The sequence below is a fragment of the Flindersiella endophytica genome, assembly GCF_054779015.1.
The window spans coordinates 257,372-273,515 of record NZ_BAAGYY010000013.1; the positions used below are offsets into that span (position 1 = coordinate 257,372).

The window sequence follows — 16,144 nt, forward strand, 5'->3', positions numbered from 1 at the left end:
AACTACGAAACGGCGCCGGCAGGCTCCACGTCGCGGTCGGTTCGTACCGCTTCCTCCCGCACCACGAGGTCGGCGCCGCGCATGCCCGCCGGCGTTCGACCGCCGGTCACCAGCGACACCGCGACGAACGTCACCAGCGAGGCACCGAACGCGATGAACGTCGGCCAGCCGTCGAAGCCCGCGCCCACCAGCGAGTTACGGACGTACAGGATCGTGTTGTCCACCCCGTAGATCGTCGGAGTCAGCGCGAACAGCCCGAGCCGCAGGACCAGCCCGACGACCAGCGACGCCATCGCACCGGCCGCCGTCGAGCGCCGCCAGAACATGCCGAGGACGAACGGCACCAGCAGGCACGCCAGCAGCAGGTCGAAGGCCAGCGTGAGCAGGATGCCGGTCTGCGGCACCCGCAGCGCCAGCACCACGGCGAGCAGGACGACCGGGATCATCGCCAGCCGGGTCGCGCGGAGCAGCGGGTCGGCCTTGCCGTCGGCGTGCACCCGGCGTACTCCCCCGATGTTGCGGACGGCCACGGCCGCCGTGCCGAGGATCGCGCCGTCGGCGGTCGACAGCGACGCGGCCACGATGCCGGAGAGCACGAGGACCGCCAGCCACATCGGCGCCACCTCGTCGAGCAGCTGGAACAACACCGGCCCTTCGCCGCCGGAAGGCAGCAACCCGCCTCCGCCCAATGCCACCAGGGCGAACGGCACGCCGATGATCACCGTGCCGACGGCGCCGACGAAGCAGGCTCGGCGCGCGACCTCGGGCGACCGCGCCGAGAAGATCCTTTGCATGAAGTCGATCGCCACGATGTCGCCGATCCCGAGCGAGACGAGCGTCGCCCAGTTGATCGTGGCGCCCTGCGCCGGATCACTCAGCTGCCCGAGGTCGAGCGGGCCCATGCCGTCCGGGATCGACAGCCCGTGTGTGGAGGCCAGCCAGACGATCAGCGCGAGCGAGCCGGCGAGCGTGAGCCCCATCTGGATGATCGACGTGTGCGCGTCGCTCAGCATGCCGCCGGCCAGCGTGTACAGCATGACGACGCCGACGATCAGCAGCACGCCGGCGGTGTACGACGTACCGAGGAAGTGCTCGAACAGGAACCCGCCGGCCACGAGGTTGCCGGCGACCAGGATCGCGAACGCCACGATCATCAGCAGCGCCGAAGCGACCTCGACCGTACGCCCGTAACGGTGCCGGTAGAAGTCGGGCAGCGTCGTCAGGCCCATCCGGTTCATCGGCTTGGCCAGGAAGATCCCCGTGATCAGCAGGCAGAGCGCGAGCCCGATCGGCAGGCTCGCGCCGGCCCAGAAGCCGAAGCCGGCTGTCAAGTCGGTGTTGCCGAGGGTCGCGTTGGTGTCGACCGCCTGCCCCATCAGGGTCGCGGCGGCGAACGGCAGAGCGAGATTTCGCCCTGCCACAAGGAAGTTCGTGCTGTCGCCGTCGACCTTGCGAGCGACGAGCAGACCCACGATCACAACGGCGAGAACGCTGAGTGCGACGCCAAAGAGAACCATCGAGCACCTCCGGGAGGCACGACGAGCTGGCAAGCTCTCCCGGGCTTTTGTCCCGCCGTGGAGCGGCCGACGCCGTTGGCGGCCGCCTGCACCTCTTGGACCAGACCCGCCCCTGGCGGAAACGACGAAGCGGCGGAACCCTAGGTGCGCCTCACTGCGTGAGTCATCGACAGAAAAGCGGCCCTATATTTCGTCCGGCCTGTGCACGTGTTACGTCTCGGTGACGCCTTTCTCACTTCGGCCGGTAGAGGCCAACCCGGCATGGGCAAATCTCCAGGCATGTGCGAACAATGGAGTCAGGAGCCCTGTCATGGCTCCCCGGACGAGGCGCGTCGTACCCGGACAGCGACAAGACGACGCGGTACGAAAGGACGGAGTCATGACTGAGCACAACCCTGCCCCGAACGCCGAAGGCGCCTGGGCGCAGCAGGCCGAGGCCGAGCTACCCACTTTCCGTTACCAGCAAGAGATCGAGCGCTCACTCGCCCACGGCCTGCAGGGCGCGCCGACGATCGTCGACCGAAACATCCCCACGTTCGTACGCGGCGAGGTGCCGCACTTCGCCGGTGAGCGCGGGACGTTCCTCAAGGCGCCGTTCATCGAGGACGTCCACGACGTGGGCGACGCGGAGGTCGCGATCTTCGGCGTCCCGCTGGACGCCGGCGCGACGTACCGCCCCGGCACGCGGTTCGGCCCGCAAGGGATCCGGCGGAGCACGAACCTGTTCGGCACGTACTCCTACGAGCTCGGCGTCGACCTGCGCGAGCAGCTCAACCTGGTCGACATCGGCGACGTGTTCACCATCCCCGGCAACCTGGAGAAGTCGTTCGACCAGATCAGCCAGGCGATGGCGCACGTCGTCCAGCAGGGTGTGGTGCCGGTCGTGCTGGGCGGCGACCACTCGATCGGGTTCCCGACGATCCGGGGCATGGCGCCCTATCTGGACGGCAACGTCGGCATCATCCACTTCGACCGGCACGTCGACACGCAGGAGACCGACCTCGACGAGCGGATGCACACCACGCCGTGGTTCCACGCGACCAACATCAAGAACGCGCCGGCCACCAACCTCGTGCAGATCGGTATCGGCGGCTGGCAGGCGCCACGGGCGGGCGTGCAGGTCGGCCGCGAGCGCGGCTCGACGGTCATCACGGTCGGCGACGTCGAACGCGTGGGTGTGGAGAAGATCGCGGAGATCGCGCTGGAGACCGCGTGGAAGGACGCCAAGGCGGTCTACCTGTCGTTCGACATCGACGTGATCGACGCGGGCTTCGTGCCTGGCACGGGCTGGCCGGAGCCGGGCGGACTGCTTCCGCGCGAGGCGCTCAACCTGGTCCGGATGGTGTCCGAACCGGGACTCGCCGGCATCGAGGTGGTGGAGTGCTCGCCTCCGTACGACTGGGCCGAGCAGACCGCGCTGCTGAGCTCCCGGGTGATCCTCGACAGCCTGGCGGTGCAGGTACGCGCCGGCAAGCTCGGCCGGAAGGCAGCGACGACGGACCGGATCGCCTGGGGCCCGCAGGGCCAGTGTCCTGCGCCGTGAAGTCGATGAACAAACCTGGTCGTGGGGTATGGCTGGTCGTCGTGGTCGTCGTGGTCGTCCGAAAGAGCCGTTGGTGCTGTCGGCTGAGGAGTACGGGACGTTGACACGGTGGGTGCGGCGGGCGAAGTCGTCGCAGGCGTTGGCGCAGCGGTGCCGGATGGTGCTGGGGTGTGCCGAGCAGGATGGGTTGCGGTCGAGCAAGGACGTGGCGCGCCACCGGCACGGTCATCGGCTCGATCCACCGCCGCCACCACGCCGGCGAGCACGCCTCGCCAGATATCCGAACCGAATTCCTGACTCACGACACTAGGGGTTCCAGGGGCGCAGGCGGGGCAGCCAGCCGGGCACGGCCTCGAGGTACGCCTCGTACTGCGCTCCGAATCGCTTGCGGAGCGCGGGTTCCTCGTGCCAGTGCACGAAGCTCGCCGTCGCGGCCCACATGCACGCCGCCAGCACGAGCACGCTCCAGCTGGCGAACAGCAGCGCCTGGCCGATCAGCGCGCCGAGCAGGGCGACGTACATCGGGTTGCGTACGTGGCGGTAGAACCCGCCGATCACGAGCTGGTCCGGTGCCGCCACAGGGACCGGAGTGCCACGGCCCTCGGTGACGAACCGGACGAACGCCTGCGCCGCGACGAGCACGCCGGCGAGGGTGAGGAGCGCGCCGATCACCTGCGCGACCACCCAGAGCGGGAAGGGCTGACGCAGCTCCCAGCCGGTCAGCCACCAGGGCAGGACGCCGACGAACAGGCCCGGGCCCGCGAGGAAGAACGCCGCGCTGCCGACAGCCGCTGCTGGTTTCCGCATGCCTCCAGTGTCGGCGCCCCTTGACTCTAATTCAACAGTCGATGAATTGATCTGGATCACATCCGGAACCGTCACATCGACGGCTGCTCGCTCGTCCTGATGCAAACCACGCTGAGGGAGACACGATGCGAGTACTCGTTGCAGGCGCGACCGGAGTGATCGGCCGGCAGCTCGTCCCGCTGCTGACCGCGGTCGGGCACGAGGTGATCGGCGTCGCGCGGTCGCGGGACCGGGCCGCCGGGCTCGAGGAGGCCGGCGCGGTGGTCGTCGCCGCCGACCTGCTGGACCGCGCGGCCGTGCTGTCGGCCGTCCGGGACGCCAAGCCGGAGGCCGTCGTCCACATCGCGACGGCGATCCCGCTGGCGATCGACGCCAAGCACCTGGACCGCGACTTCGCGCTGACCGACCGGCTGCGCACCGAGGGCACGCGCAACCTGATCGATGCCGCCCACGAGGCCGGCGCGCGGCGGATCGTCACGCAGGGCCTGGCCTACGGCTACGACCCCGGCGAGGGTCTGGCCAACGAGGACGCGCCGTTCTGGCAGAACCCGCCGAAGCAGTTCGCGCCGGTGCTGGCGGCCCTGCTCGATCTGGAACGGCAGACCGAGCGGGCCGGCGGTCTGGTGCTGCGCTTCGGGCACCTGTACGGGCCGCACTCCTCCTACGCGCCGGGCGGTCCGGTGGAGGCCCAGGTCAGGAGCGGCCAGTTCCCGATCGTCGGCGGTGGCGACTCGGTGTTCTCCTGGACGCACGCCCACGATGCCGCGACCGCGATCGTGTCGGCGCTCGACAAGCCGGTGACCGGTGCGCTCAACATCGTCGACGACGAGCCCGCCCCGCTGCACGAATGGCTGCCGTACCTCGCGAGAATTCTCGGCGCGCCCGCGCCGAAGCACGTCCCCGCGCTGCTGGCCCGGGCGATGGTCGGCGAGTTCGGTGTCGCGTTCATGACCCGGCTACGCGGGGCCGACAACGCCCGCGCGAGGCTGGAGCTGGACTGGCGACCGCGCCACGCGTCGTGGCGGGACGGGTTCGCGGCAGAACTTGGAGGACAGTGAACGACCCGACGGACGTGTTCGAGGAGCACCGCCCGCTGCTGCTGGGCCTGGCGTACCGCCTGCTCGGAAGCATGTGGGACGCCGAGGACGCCGTGCAGGAAGGGTTCCTGCGCTGGATGGGCGCCGACCGGTCGGAGATCCGGGAGCCGCGCGCGTTCCTGGTGACGGTCGTGTCGCGGATCGCGCTCGACCAGCTGAAGTCGGCGCGGGTGACCAGGGAGGCCTACACCGGCCCCTGGTTGCCCGAGCCGGTGGCCTCCGACGCGTTCGGGCCGCTCGACACGGCTGAGCTGCGCGACACGTTGCGCTTCGCGACACTGCACCTGATGGAGCGGCTGTCGCCGCCGGAACGGGCGGTGTTCGTCCTGCGGGAGGCGTTCGAGCTGCCGTACGACGACATCGCGGCGATCGTCGACGCGTCCGCGGCGGCGTGCCGGCAGCTCCACCACCGGGCCGCCCGCAAGCTCGCCGACGGCCGGGACCGGTTCCAGCCGTCGGCGGCGGAGCACCGCCAGCTGCTGAGCAGCTTCCTCCAGGCCGCACAGAACGGCGACCTGGAGGCGCTCACCGGCGTGCTGGCGGCAGACGTGACTGCCTGGAACGACGGCGGCGGCAAGGTCAGCCAGGCCCTGCGCCCGGTGGTCGGCAGCGCCAAGGTGGCCACGTTCGTGCTCGGCCTGGCGAAGAAGTACCCGATCGGCGGCTTCGAGCTCGTCGACGTCAACTGCCAGCCCGCCGCCTGGATCACGATGGGCGACAAGGAACAACTGTTCGCGTTCGACATCGTCGACGGGCAGGTCCTGACGATCTACGGAATCCTCAACCCCGACAAGCTGACCCGGGTCCGCCCGGCGGCCTGAGCTTGGACAGTTGGATGGTTCTGAACTCTCAGCGCGGCCCTCAATCCTCGATCAACGCCGCAGCTCCGATCACGATCACCGATAGGGACCTCCGGGAACTCCTTGCCGTGGCGCAGTCACGGGACATGATCAAGATCGACTGGGCGCTGGGAATGAACTTGGCTGAGGCAGGGTCACGCTCACTGCGGACGGCAAAAGGTACGCCGTACGCATGGAGCAGTTGCGGACCAACTCCGCTCAACGACGTAACGTGGCTCGCGGTGCCTTTCTGAGCTGGGCAGATTACCGGCAAGAGGACGAAGGCATTGAACCAGCCGTTCAGGCATTCTTCGAGTCGCCACACGCCTACCTGGCTGGCGAAATCCTGACCGCCGATGTCGTCGACAGGGCTTGCGAATATCTTCTGGCGAAAGGGCTCATATCCGGCATAGCCGCCTGGCAACAATCGTTCGTTCGAGGGCGACTAACCGATGCGGGTATCGACTGCGTGGAGAACTACGGAGATAACGTGAAGGAGTATCTCGCCAGTCAGGGCGCGCCACATGTGCCGGTCAACGTCCAGGTAAGTGGGCGAGACGGTATCAACATCGCATTGAACAGTTCGGCTCCGCGCTGAGTTGGCTCAACCGGCTCCGAGTCGCGGCCTGGTCACGGACCTCACCATGTCGCTGGGCCGGGTCTTCGAGAACGCCGTGGGTAGCGCTGCGGGTCAGTGGGTGCTGACCCTTCTCCCGACGGCTATCGCGGGCCTTGGCGGCTGAGCCGTTCGGCGCCAGGCCGGCCAGCGACCGAACGACCTTGACGCGCGCATCAGCTCCTGTCACCAACGGCGGGCCACCGAGGGCCAGGCAGTCAACAGTTCCTCGGCGACTTGGAGAAACCTACGAGAACCGGTCCACAGCGGGCCGGGAATCTTGTGCTCGCGACCGGTTGTAGCACGGCCCCGCGCGGGCATCTAATGCCCTATGCCGTCCATCCAGTCGTTCAACGACCTCGACCCCGTACGTGCCCGCGAGGCGTTGGCGGCGTGCTGTGCCTCATCCGCCTGGGTTCAGCACATGGTGGACGGCAGACCCTATGCCGGGCCGGACGAGCTGGCCGGTGCCGGATACAAGGCGGCCGAGGAGCTGCCCTGGTCCGGCGTCGAGGAGGCGCTCGCCGCACATCCGAGGATCGGCGAGCGCGCCAAGGGTGACAGCACGGAGGCCGGCTGGTCGCGCGGTGAGCAGTCCGGCGCCACCGATGCCGGCGAGCAGACGCAGGCCGCTCTCGCGGAGGCCAACCAGGCGTACGAGCAACGCTTCGGCCACGTCTTCCTGATCTGTGCCACCGGCCTGTCGGCCGAGCAGATGCTCGCCGAGGCCAAGCGCCGGCTCGACAACGACGAGGCAACAGAACGGGCCGAGACCACCCGCGAGCTGGCCAGGATCGTGGCGTTACGGCTGCGGAAGCTGGTGACCGCATGAGCCTCTCCACGCACGTCCTCGACGCCACAACCGGCAAGCCCGCCTCCGGACTCACCGTGAGCCTCTGGCGGCAGAAGGGCGACGACGGCACCTGGATCGAGCTGCACGAGGGCCGCACCGACGGCGACGGGCGGATCCAGGGGTGGCCGCTCGACGAGGGCGCGCACCGGCTGGTGTTCGCGACCGGACTGTGGTGGGCGAGCCACGGCGTTCCGGCTTTCCACCCCGAAGTGGTCGTGACCTTCATCGTCACCGATCCGGAGGTGCACTACCACGTGCCGCTGCTGGCCAGCCCGTTCGCCTACACGACCTACAAGGGGAGCTGAGGCGAATGGGTGCCGAGCTCGCCGCCTCGCGCTACGGCAAGGCCGAGACCAGGATCGTTCGCGTCGACCGCACCACACCGACGCACGCCGTCACCGATCTCAATGTCAGCGTCGCGTTGACGGGTGACCTGGCTGCCACCCACCTCACCGGCGACAACGCCAACGTGCTGCCCACCGACACGCAGAAGAACACCGTCTACGCGTTCGCCCGTGACGGCATCCCCTCGATCGAGGCGTTCGCGCTCCGGCTGGCCCGGCACTTCGTCGACACCCAGCCCGCGATCCATGCCTCGGACGTACGCATCGAGTCGTACGCCTGGCAGCGGCTCGGCGACCACTCGTTCAGCCGTCCGGACGGCGGCGAGGTCCGCACCGCCGGAGCCCGCTACGACGGCGGCCACGCAACGGTCACCGCCGGGCTCACCGGCCTGCTGCTGCTCAACTCCACCGACTCGGAGTTCCACGGCTTCGCCGTCGACGACTACACCACGCTGCCGCCCACCGCTGACCGCATCCTCGCCACAGCCGTCGACGCGAGCTGGACCTACGGCGGCGACGACCTCGACTGGGACAAGGCCTATCGCACCGCCCGCGAAGCGCTGGTCGAGGCCTTCACCGGCACCTACTCCTACTCCCTGCAGCAAACCCTGTACGCCATGGGCAAACGGCTGATCGACCAGGTCCCCGAAGCGAGCGAGGTCACGCTCGTGCTCCCCAACAAACATCATTTCCTGGTCGACCTGGCGCCGTTCGGGCTCGACAATCCCGGCGAGGTCTTCCTCGCCGCCGACCGGCCGTACGGGTTGATCGAAGGCACGGTACGACGCACATGAGGTTTCTCCAGCCCAAGACACTCACAGAAGCCCTGCAGGCCAAGGCCGAGCACCCCGATGCGGTCCCGATCGCGGGCGGCACCGACGTGATGGTCGAGCTCAACTTCGACAAGCGCCGGCCCGAAGCCCTGCTCGACCTCAACCAGATCGACTACCTCAACGAGTCGGGCCGTGACGGTTCGACGATCCGGATCGGCGCCGGCGTTCCGTACGCCCGGATCATCGGCCAGCTCAGGAGGTCCCTGCCCGGCTTGGCGATCGCGGCCCGGACGATCGGCTCACCGCAGATCCGCAACCGCGGCACGGTCGGCGGCAACCTCGGCGCGGCCTCCCCCGCCGGCGACAGCCATCCGCCACTGCTCGCCGCCAACGCCACGGTGGAGGTCGCGAGCGTTCGCGGCACCCGCCGCATCCCGGCGACCGAGTTCTACACCGGCCCCAAGCGCAACGCGCTCGCGCCCGACGAGCTGATCATCGCGACGCTGGTCGATCCCGCACCCGGACCGCAGCAGTTCGCGAAGGTCGGCACCCGCAACGCGATGGTGATCGCCGTGTGCTCCTTCGCGGTCGCGCTCGACCCGGTGCAAAAGACCGCCGGCACCGGCATCGGCTCGGCCGGACCGACTCCTCTACGTGCGGGCGAGGCCGAACAGCTCGCGGCCGCCGAGCTGCCGTGGGACAGCCAGGCGGAGCTGCCGGCCGGCCTCGCCCGCCGGTTCGGCGAGCTGGTCGCCGCCGCCGCCCGCCCGATCGACGACGTACGCGGCTCGGCCCGCTACCGCCGGCACGCGCTCGGCGTACTGGCCCGCCGGTGTCTCGCCTGGGCCTGGGAGGAGTACCGATGCGCGTGACGTTCACTGTCAACGACGAATTGCACACGACCGGCGACGTCTGGCCGGGCGAGAGCCTGCTCTACGTCCTGCGCGAACGGTTCGGCCTTTCCGGCAGCAAGAACGCCTGCGAGCAGGGCGAGTGCGGGTCGTGCACCGTCTACCTCGACGGCGTACCCGTCTGCTCCTGCCTGGTCGCGGCCGGGCAGGCGGAGGGCCGGGAGGTCCGTACGGTCGAGGCGCTGGCGAAGCCGGGCGAAGCCCTCGACCCCGTACAGGAGGCGTTCGTCGACGCGGGCGCCGTCCAGTGCGGCTTCTGCACTCCAGGCCTCCTGGTCACCACCCACGACCTGCTCAACCGCCGGCCGGATCCCGCCGACGCCGAGATTCGCGAAGCGCTCGCCGGCAACCTCTGCCGGTGCACCGGGTACGAGAAGATCCTCGACGCTGTGCGGCTCGCGGCCGAGCGCCGGAGAGCGGGTCGGCGATGAGGAACCGGCTGATCATCGAGAACGCCTACGTCGCAACGGTCGACGCCGCCTCGGCCGAGTATCCGGCCGGCCACCTGGTCGCGGTCGACGGCGTGATCGAGGCGGTCGGAGCCGGACCGGCCCCGGCGTTCGACGACGACCTGTCCACGCACGCGGTCGACGGCACCGGCTGCCTGCTGACGCCCGGTCTGGTCAACGCGCACCACCACCTCTACCAGTGGGCGACCAGAGGGCTCGCGACCACCAGCACGTTGTTCGAGTGGCTGACCGAGCTCTATCCCGTCTGGGGCCGGCTCGACGCCGACGTCCTCGACGCGGCCGCCCGCGCCAACCTCGGCTGGCTCGCGCTCGGCGGCTGCACGACGACGAGCGACCACCACTACGTCTTCCCAGCCGGCACGGGCGACCTGCTCGGGGTGGAGGTGACGGCGGCCCGCGACCTCGGCGTGCGGTTCCAGCCGTGCCGCGGCTCGATGGACCTCGGGCAGTCGGCCGGCGGCCTGCCACCCGACCACATCGTCGAGGACCTCGACACCATCCTCACCGAGACCCAGCAGGCGATCGACCGCTACCACGACGACTCGTTCGGAGCGATGACGCGGATCGCCGTCGCGCCCTGCTCGCCGTTCTCGGTGACCACCGACCTGCTGCGCGAAGCCGTCTCGCTGGCCAGGCGCAACGGCGTCCGGCTGCACACCCATCTCGCCGAGACCATCGACGAGGAGGACTACTGCCAGGAGGTCCACGGCTGCACGCCGGTCGACTACCTCGACTCGCTCGGCTGGCTCGGCCCCGACGTCTGGCTGGCGCACACCGTTCACCTGTCCGACGACGCGATCAAACGGCTCGCCGAGACTCGTACCGGCAGCGCGCACTGCCCGAGCTCGAACGCGCGGCTCGGCTCCGGACTCGCCCCGGTCAGGGACCTGCTCGACGCCGGCGTCCACGTCGGGCTCGGAGCCGACGGCTCCGCCTCGCAGGAGTCCGGAGTGCTGGTCGAGGAGCTGCGGCAGGCGGTCTACGCAGCCCGGTTGCGCGGTGGGCCTGCCGCCCTCGCGCCCCGCGAAGCGCTGGCGCTCGGCACGATCGGCGGCGCTCGCTGCCTGGGCCGGCAGGCCGAGATCGGCTCGCTCGAGCCCGGAAAGCTCGCCGACCTCGCGCTCTGGCGGCTCGACGGGCTCGGTCACGCCGGTATCTCCGATCCGGTCGCCGCGCTCGTACTGGCGCCGCCCGCTCCGCTTGCCCTGCTGACCGTCGGCGGCCGGGTGGTCGTCGAGGCCGGCGAGCTGCGCACGGCGGACGCCGAAACGCTTGCCCGTCACGCGAAAACAGCCGCACTCGTCCTCACCAGGGAGCGGACATGATCCACTCCCGCAGCCAGTCCACCGCGCGCGGCAGGGTCGGCGACAGCCCGCTGCGGCCGGAAGCAGCCGAGAAGGTCCGCGGCGAGTTCGCGTACTCCTCCGACCTGACCGTCGAAGGCATGCTCTGGGGCGCGACCCTGCGCAGCCCGCATCCGTACGCCCGGATCAACGGGATCGACACCTCGGCCGCCTCGGCGCTGCCCGGAGTGCAGGCGGTCCTCACCCATGCGGACGTGCCCGGTGAGAAGCTCTGCGGCCAGGAACGCAGAGACTGCCCGGTGCTCGCGATCGACAAGGTGCGCTACGAGGGCGAGCCGGTCGCGATCGTGGCCGCCGAGCATCCCGAGATCGCGCGCCGAGCGCTCGGCCTGATCGCCGTCGACTACGACGTGCTCGAGCCGTTGACCGATCCGCGGCAAGCGGTGTTCGACCCGACCGCCCCGCGTCTGCACGACAACGGAAACCTCGTCCGCTACCAACCCGTGCGGGTCGGCGATCCGAGCGCGGTCACCGCCGATGTCGTGGTCGCGGCGACGTACGAGGTCGGCATGCAGGACCAGGCCTTCCTCGGCCCGGAGTCCGGACTGGCGGTTCCGGCGGAGGACGGAGGCGTCGACCTCTACGTCGCGACGCAGTGGCTGCATGTCGACCTGGAGCAGATCGCTCCCGCGCTGGGCCTGCCGCTGGACAAGGTGCGCATGACACTGGCCGGTGTCGGCGGAGCCTTCGGCGGCCGGGAGGACCTCTCGATGCAGGTGCACGCGGCGATGCTGGCGCTGCGTACCGGCCGGCCGGTGAAGATGAGCTATCACCGCGAGGAGTCGTTCGTCGGCCACGTGCACAGGCATCCGGCGATCCTGCGGTACGAGCACGGCGCCACCGCCGACGGCAAGCTGGTCTACGTCAAGGCCGACGTGGTCCTCGACGGCGGCGCCTATGCCGCCACCACGAGCGCCGTCGTCGCCAACGCGGCCTCGCTCGGCATCGGGCCGTACGTCGTGCCGCACGTCGCGATCGACGTTTGGGGCGCCTACACCAACAACCCGCCGTGCGGTGCGATGCGCGGGTTCGGCGCGGTGCAGGCGTGCTTCGCGTACGAGTCGCAGATGGACGCGCTGGCCGCCCGGCTCGGGCTGTCGCCGATCGAGCTCCGCATCCGGAACGCGGTCAGCGAGGGCTCGGTGCTCGCCACCGGGCAGACCATCGACTCCCCCGCACCGCTGGCCGAACTGCTGCGGCGGCTCGACGCCAAGCCGCTGCCGCCGGCGCGGACCTCGGATCGGGTCGACGTGCGTGACCTGCCCGGCGGCGTCTCCAACACCACGCACGGCGAGGGTGTCGTACGCGGTGTCGGCTACGGCGTCGGCATCAAGAACATCTGTTTCTCCGAAGGTTTCGACGACTACGCGACCGCTCGCGTGAGATTGGAAGTGATCGGGGGCGAGCCGGTCGCGTTGGTACACACGGCGGGCGCCGAAGTCGGACAGGGCCTGTTGTCCGTACAAGCTCAGATCGCCCGCACCGAGCTTGGTGTCGACCGCGTCACGCTGGCGCCGGCCGACACCAAGGTCGGCTCGGCCGGATCCTCCTCCGCGTCGCGGCAGTCGTACATGACTGGCGGCGCGGTGCAGGCCGCTTGCGAGACGGTTCGTACGGAGGTCGCGGTCCGCCTCGGCGCCCGCCCACGGGAGATCTACCTGCGCGAGGGAAAGGTGCGCTCGCTGGGCGGCGAGGTGCTGGCGCAGCTCGCCGACGTCGTCGGCAACGCGCCGATCGAGCAGACCGAGGTGTTCCGGCACCGGCCCACCAAGCGGATGGACCCCGTGACCGGGCAGGGCGACAGCCACGTGCAGCTCGCGCTGTGCGTACACCGGGCGGTCGTCGACGTCGATCTCGAACTGGGGTTGGTGAAAGTCGTCGAGCTGGCCGCCGTGCAGGACGTCGGTCGCATCCTGAACCGGTCTGCCCTGGAAGGGCAGATCCACGGTGGGTCGGCGCAAGGGCTCGGCCTGGCGCTGATGGAGGAGATGCTCGTCGTGGACGGCAAGGTGCGCAACCCGTCGTTCACGGACTATCTGATTCCGACGATTCTCGACATGCCGCCGATGGCTGTCGATATCGTCGAGTATCCCGATCCGCACGCGCCTTACGGTTTGCGCGGCGCCGGAGAGCCGCCGACGCTGTCGTCCACGCCGGCGATCGTCGCGGCGATCCGCGACGCGACGGGCCTGGCGTTCCGGCGGGTGCCTGTGCGGCCGGAACACCTGACCGGCACGGCTTGAGCTGGTTCGAGCCTTTCGAGATTGGAGCGGCGTTGGTCTACATGTTCCTCAACGGCGGTGCGATGCGCGGCGGACAGTTGCACCCGCTGCTGTGTGGCGCGCCGCTGGTCGCCGCCACGACGTCGGCTCCGCTGTACCGCTTCTTCTCCGTCGGCGACCGGTTTCCCGCAATGGATCTTGCTCTACCGGATTATGCGGCTCCGCCGCGTGGTGCGCCAGGTGGGGCGACGGCCGGCGTCGGCTATGCGATTGCTGGCGAGGTCTACGACGTACCGCTGGAGGTGCTGCGCGACTCGCTGCTGCCGGCGGAACCCGCCGAGCTGGAGCTCGGCGTGATCCAGCTCGCCGACGGCACGCCGTCGCTGGCGATGGTGCTGCGGCGGTCGATGCGCGGAGACCCTTCCCTGATTGACATCTCGCCGATCGGCAGCTGGCGGGACTACCTGGACTCGACGTGAAGTACGACCTCCTCGTCCGGTCTCGCCGCGTCGTCCTGCCCGACGGGGTGCGGCCGGCGACGGTGGCGGTCTCGGGCGGGCGGATCGCCGCCGTGCTGGAGCACGCCGCACGGCCGTCCGCCGCCGCGCTGGTGGAGCTCGGCGACGAGGCGCTGCTGCCCGGGCTGGTCGACACGCATGTGCACGTGAACGAGCCGGGGCGTACCGAATGGGAGGGGTTCGCCACCGCGACCCGGGCCGCGGCCGCCGGTGGTGTCACGACGATCATCGACATGCCGCTCAACTCGCTGCCGCCGACGGTCGACGTCGCCGGGCTGGAGGCCAAGCGGGCGGCTGCCACGGGCCAGATCCACACCGACGTGGGGTTCTGGGGCGGTGCGGTGCCCGGCAACCTCGGAAAGCTGGGCTCGCTGTGGGACGCGGGCGTGTTCGGCTTCAAGTGCTTCACAGCCGACTCCGGCGTGCCGGAGTTCCCTCCGGTCTCTCCCGGTCAGCTGAAAGCGCTCCTTGCCGAGGTGGCCGGCTTCGACGGGCTCGTACTCGTACACGCCGAGGCCGCTGACGAGTTACGGCCGCTGGAGCATGCCGAGACGTTCGCGGAGTTCGTGGCCTCGCGACCGGCTTCCGCCGAGCAGCGTGCGATCTCCCGGCTGATCTCCGCGCTGAAGGCCACCGGTGCGCGGGCACACGTACTCCATCTGTCGGCGGCTCGTGCGTTGCCGGAACTGGCGGCGGCGCGTGCCGACGGCGTGCGGATCAGCGTCGAGACCTGCCCGCACTATCTGACGTTGCTGGCGGAGGAGGTTCCGGACGGGGCGACGGAGTACAAATGCTGCCCGCCCCTGCGGAACCTCGCGAACCGGGAGACGCTGTGGGCGGGGCTGGGTTCGGGCGACATCGACTGTGTGGTGTCCGACCACTCGCCCTGCCTGCCGGCGTTGAAGTCCGGCGACTTCGCCGCCGCGTGGGGCGGAATCGCCTCGCTGCAACTGGGCCTGCCATTGGTGTGGACGGCGGCCCGGGAACGTGGGTTCCCGTTGTCGGCCGTCGTGGAGTGGATGGCCGCGCGGCCGGCTTCGCTGGCCGGTGTGCCGCGGAAAGGGCGGATCGCGGTGGGGTTCGACGCCGATCTCGTGGCGTTCGACCCGGACGGCTCGTTCACGGTGGATCCCTCGGCTTTGTTCCATCGGCATCCGGTCACGCCGTACGCTGGAAGGCAGTTGACCGGCGTGGTGAGGCGGACCTGGCTGCGGGGACGGGTGGTCGACGGCTCGCGGTTCGGTCGGCTGCTTCGCAGGGAGGCGGCATGACGACGTTCGAGGAGCTGCCGGATCTGGCGGTGCGCGCGCTGGGCGGTGGTGTGGTGGCCGCCAACGACGAGTTGTTCGCCGCCAAGGAAAACCTTGTGGCCACGGCCGCGCCCGTGTTCTCGCCGTCGACGTTCGGGGCGAAGGGCCAGATCTACGACGGCTGGGAGACCCGGCGGCGGCGTACTGTCTCCGCCGAGTGCTTCGACTGGGCGATCGTGCGGCTCGGTGCGCCGGGGATCATCCACGGCGTGGTGGTCGACACTGCGTTCTTTCGTGGGAACTACCCGCCGGAGTGCGCGCTCGACGGGTGCGTGGCCTCGGGCTATCCGTCGCCGTCAGAGCTGCTGGACGCCGCGTGGGTGCCGCTCGTCCTACGGTCACCGTTGCGGGGCGACGCCCGGAATCCCTTTGAGGTCGACGCTTCCGAGCGCTTCACGCACGTACGGCTGCGGATCTATCCCGACGGCGGCGTGGCGCGGCTGCGGGTGCACGGCCTGCCGTCGCCGGACCCGCAACTGCTGGGCGCGATGCCGTTCGACCTGGCCGCGATGGCGAACGGCGGGCGGGTGCTGGACGCGTCCAACCGCTTCTTCTCCCGGCCCGGCAACCTGATCATGCCGGGCGTACCCCAGCAGATGAGCGACGGCTGGGAAACCGCTCGCCGCCGCGACGACGGCAACGACTGGGTGCTGGTGCAGCTTGCCCGCCGCGGCCTGATCCGCGTCGTGGAGCTCGACACCTCGTGCTTCATCGGCAACGCGCCGGCGTTCGCCGCTGTGCGCGGCCTGGACGTACCGCCGGCGCCGTACGACGCGGCCGCCCTCAACGAGTCGAGCCGCTGGTTCGACCTCCTCCCCCGTACCCGCCTCCAACCCGACACGCCACACCGCTTCCTCCTGGCCGACCCCCAGCCGGCAACCCACCTCCGCCTCGACATCTACCCCGACGGCGGCCTCGCCCGCCTCCGCTGCTTCGGCGAGGCGAGCTAACCGGCGATGA

Annotated in this window: 16 protein-coding genes and 2 riboswitches; of the genes, 14 read left to right on the top strand and 2 right to left on the bottom strand. The window is 70.0% G+C overall.

Features of this window, described 5'->3' with window-relative positions; genetic code table 11:
• Positions 1 to 2: 2 nt before the first annotated feature.
• Positions 3 to 1,517 carry a high affinity choline transporter 1 gene (locus ACYVF6_RS13500; protein ID WP_460520852.1) on the bottom strand — a complete coding sequence of 505 codons (1,515 nt, stop codon included), beginning with the start codon at positions 1,515 to 1,517 and terminating at the stop codon, positions 3 to 5.
• A gap of 34 nt (positions 1,518 to 1,551) precedes the next feature.
• A riboswitch (guanidine-I (ykkC/yxkD leader) is annotated at positions 1,552 to 1,672 on the bottom strand.
• A gap of 141 nt (positions 1,673 to 1,813) precedes the next feature.
• A riboswitch (guanidine-III (ykkC-III) riboswitch) is annotated at positions 1,814 to 1,880 on the top strand.
• A 16-nt stretch (positions 1,881 to 1,896) separates the two neighbouring features.
• On the opposite strand from ACYVF6_RS13500, the gene speB reads away from it, so the two are divergent.
• Positions 1,897 to 3,060, top strand: coding sequence for an agmatinase family protein (gene speB, locus ACYVF6_RS13505; protein ID WP_460520854.1), 1,164 nt, complete (start codon positions 1,897 to 1,899; stop codon positions 3,058 to 3,060).
• Between the two features lie 306 nt (positions 3,061 to 3,366).
• Here speB and ACYVF6_RS13510 read toward each other — a convergent pair whose 3' ends face one another.
• Positions 3,367 to 3,867: a methyltransferase family protein gene (locus ACYVF6_RS13510; RefSeq protein WP_460520856.1), complete on the bottom strand. Its 501-nt coding sequence runs from the start codon at positions 3,865 to 3,867 to the stop codon at positions 3,367 to 3,369.
• Positions 3,868 to 3,992: 125 nt separating this feature from the next.
• Here ACYVF6_RS13510 and ACYVF6_RS13515 point away from each other — a divergent pair, with 125 nt between their 5' ends.
• From ACYVF6_RS13515 to alc, 13 genes are all read left to right on the top strand, one after another.
• Complete coding sequence (locus ACYVF6_RS13515) at positions 3,993 to 4,925, top strand: NAD-dependent epimerase/dehydratase family protein (protein WP_460520858.1); 933 nt, start codon at positions 3,993 to 3,995, stop codon at positions 4,923 to 4,925.
• Entirely contained in the window at positions 4,922 to 5,785 is an 864-nt protein-coding gene (locus ACYVF6_RS13520) for a sigma-70 family RNA polymerase sigma factor family protein (protein ID WP_460520860.1), read from the top strand. The genes ACYVF6_RS13515 and ACYVF6_RS13520 overlap by 4 nt, the downstream gene beginning before the upstream one ends.
• Positions 5,786 to 5,996: 211 nt before the next feature.
• On the top strand, positions 5,997 to 6,401 hold the full coding sequence (locus tag ACYVF6_RS13525) for a hypothetical protein (protein ID WP_460520862.1): 405 nt from the start codon (positions 5,997 to 5,999) through the stop codon (positions 6,399 to 6,401).
• Positions 6,402 to 6,750: 349 nt separating this feature from the next.
• Complete coding sequence (gene uraD, locus ACYVF6_RS13530; RefSeq protein WP_460520864.1) at positions 6,751 to 7,251, top strand: 2-oxo-4-hydroxy-4-carboxy-5-ureidoimidazoline decarboxylase; 501 nt, start codon at positions 6,751 to 6,753, stop codon at positions 7,249 to 7,251.
• Positions 7,248 to 7,577, top strand: coding sequence for a hydroxyisourate hydrolase (gene uraH, locus ACYVF6_RS13535; RefSeq protein ID WP_460520866.1), 330 nt, complete (start codon positions 7,248 to 7,250; stop codon positions 7,575 to 7,577). Before uraD ends, uraH begins: the two co-directional genes overlap by 4 nt.
• A 5-nt stretch (positions 7,578 to 7,582) precedes the next feature.
• The gene (pucL, locus tag ACYVF6_RS13540) at positions 7,583 to 8,410 is read left to right on the top strand and encodes a urate oxidase (RefSeq protein ID WP_460520868.1); all 828 of its coding nucleotides are present in this window, start codon (positions 7,583 to 7,585) and stop codon (positions 8,408 to 8,410) included.
• Positions 8,407 to 9,261, top strand: a complete 855-nt coding sequence (locus ACYVF6_RS13545) for an FAD binding domain-containing protein (protein WP_460520870.1) — start codon at positions 8,407 to 8,409, stop codon at positions 9,259 to 9,261. Before pucL ends, ACYVF6_RS13545 begins: the two co-directional genes overlap by 4 nt.
• Positions 9,252 to 9,731, top strand: a complete 480-nt coding sequence (locus ACYVF6_RS13550; protein WP_460520872.1) for a (2Fe-2S)-binding protein — start codon at positions 9,252 to 9,254, stop codon at positions 9,729 to 9,731. The genes ACYVF6_RS13545 and ACYVF6_RS13550 overlap by 10 nt, the downstream gene beginning before the upstream one ends.
• A complete protein-coding gene (locus ACYVF6_RS13555; RefSeq protein ID WP_460520874.1) occupies positions 9,728 to 11,095 on the top strand; it encodes an amidohydrolase family protein in 1,368 nt (455 codons plus the stop codon). The genes ACYVF6_RS13550 and ACYVF6_RS13555 overlap by 4 nt, the downstream gene beginning before the upstream one ends.
• Complete coding sequence (gene pucD, locus ACYVF6_RS13560; RefSeq protein WP_460520876.1) at positions 11,092 to 13,377, top strand: xanthine dehydrogenase family protein molybdopterin-binding subunit; 2,286 nt, start codon at positions 11,092 to 11,094, stop codon at positions 13,375 to 13,377. Before ACYVF6_RS13555 ends, pucD begins: the two co-directional genes overlap by 4 nt.
• Positions 13,374 to 13,835, top strand: coding sequence for an allophanate hydrolase-related protein (locus ACYVF6_RS13565; protein ID WP_460520878.1), 462 nt, complete (start codon positions 13,374 to 13,376; stop codon positions 13,833 to 13,835). Before pucD ends, ACYVF6_RS13565 begins: the two co-directional genes overlap by 4 nt.
• Positions 13,832 to 15,145 carry an amidohydrolase family protein gene (allB, locus tag ACYVF6_RS13570; protein ID WP_460520880.1) on the top strand — a complete coding sequence of 438 codons (1,314 nt, stop codon included), beginning with the start codon at positions 13,832 to 13,834 and terminating at the stop codon, positions 15,143 to 15,145. The genes ACYVF6_RS13565 and allB overlap by 4 nt, the downstream gene beginning before the upstream one ends.
• Positions 15,142 to 16,134, top strand: a complete 993-nt coding sequence (gene alc / locus ACYVF6_RS13575; protein WP_460520882.1) for an allantoicase — start codon at positions 15,142 to 15,144, stop codon at positions 16,132 to 16,134. The genes allB and alc overlap by 4 nt, the downstream gene beginning before the upstream one ends.
• Positions 16,135 to 16,144 lie beyond the last annotated feature (10 nt).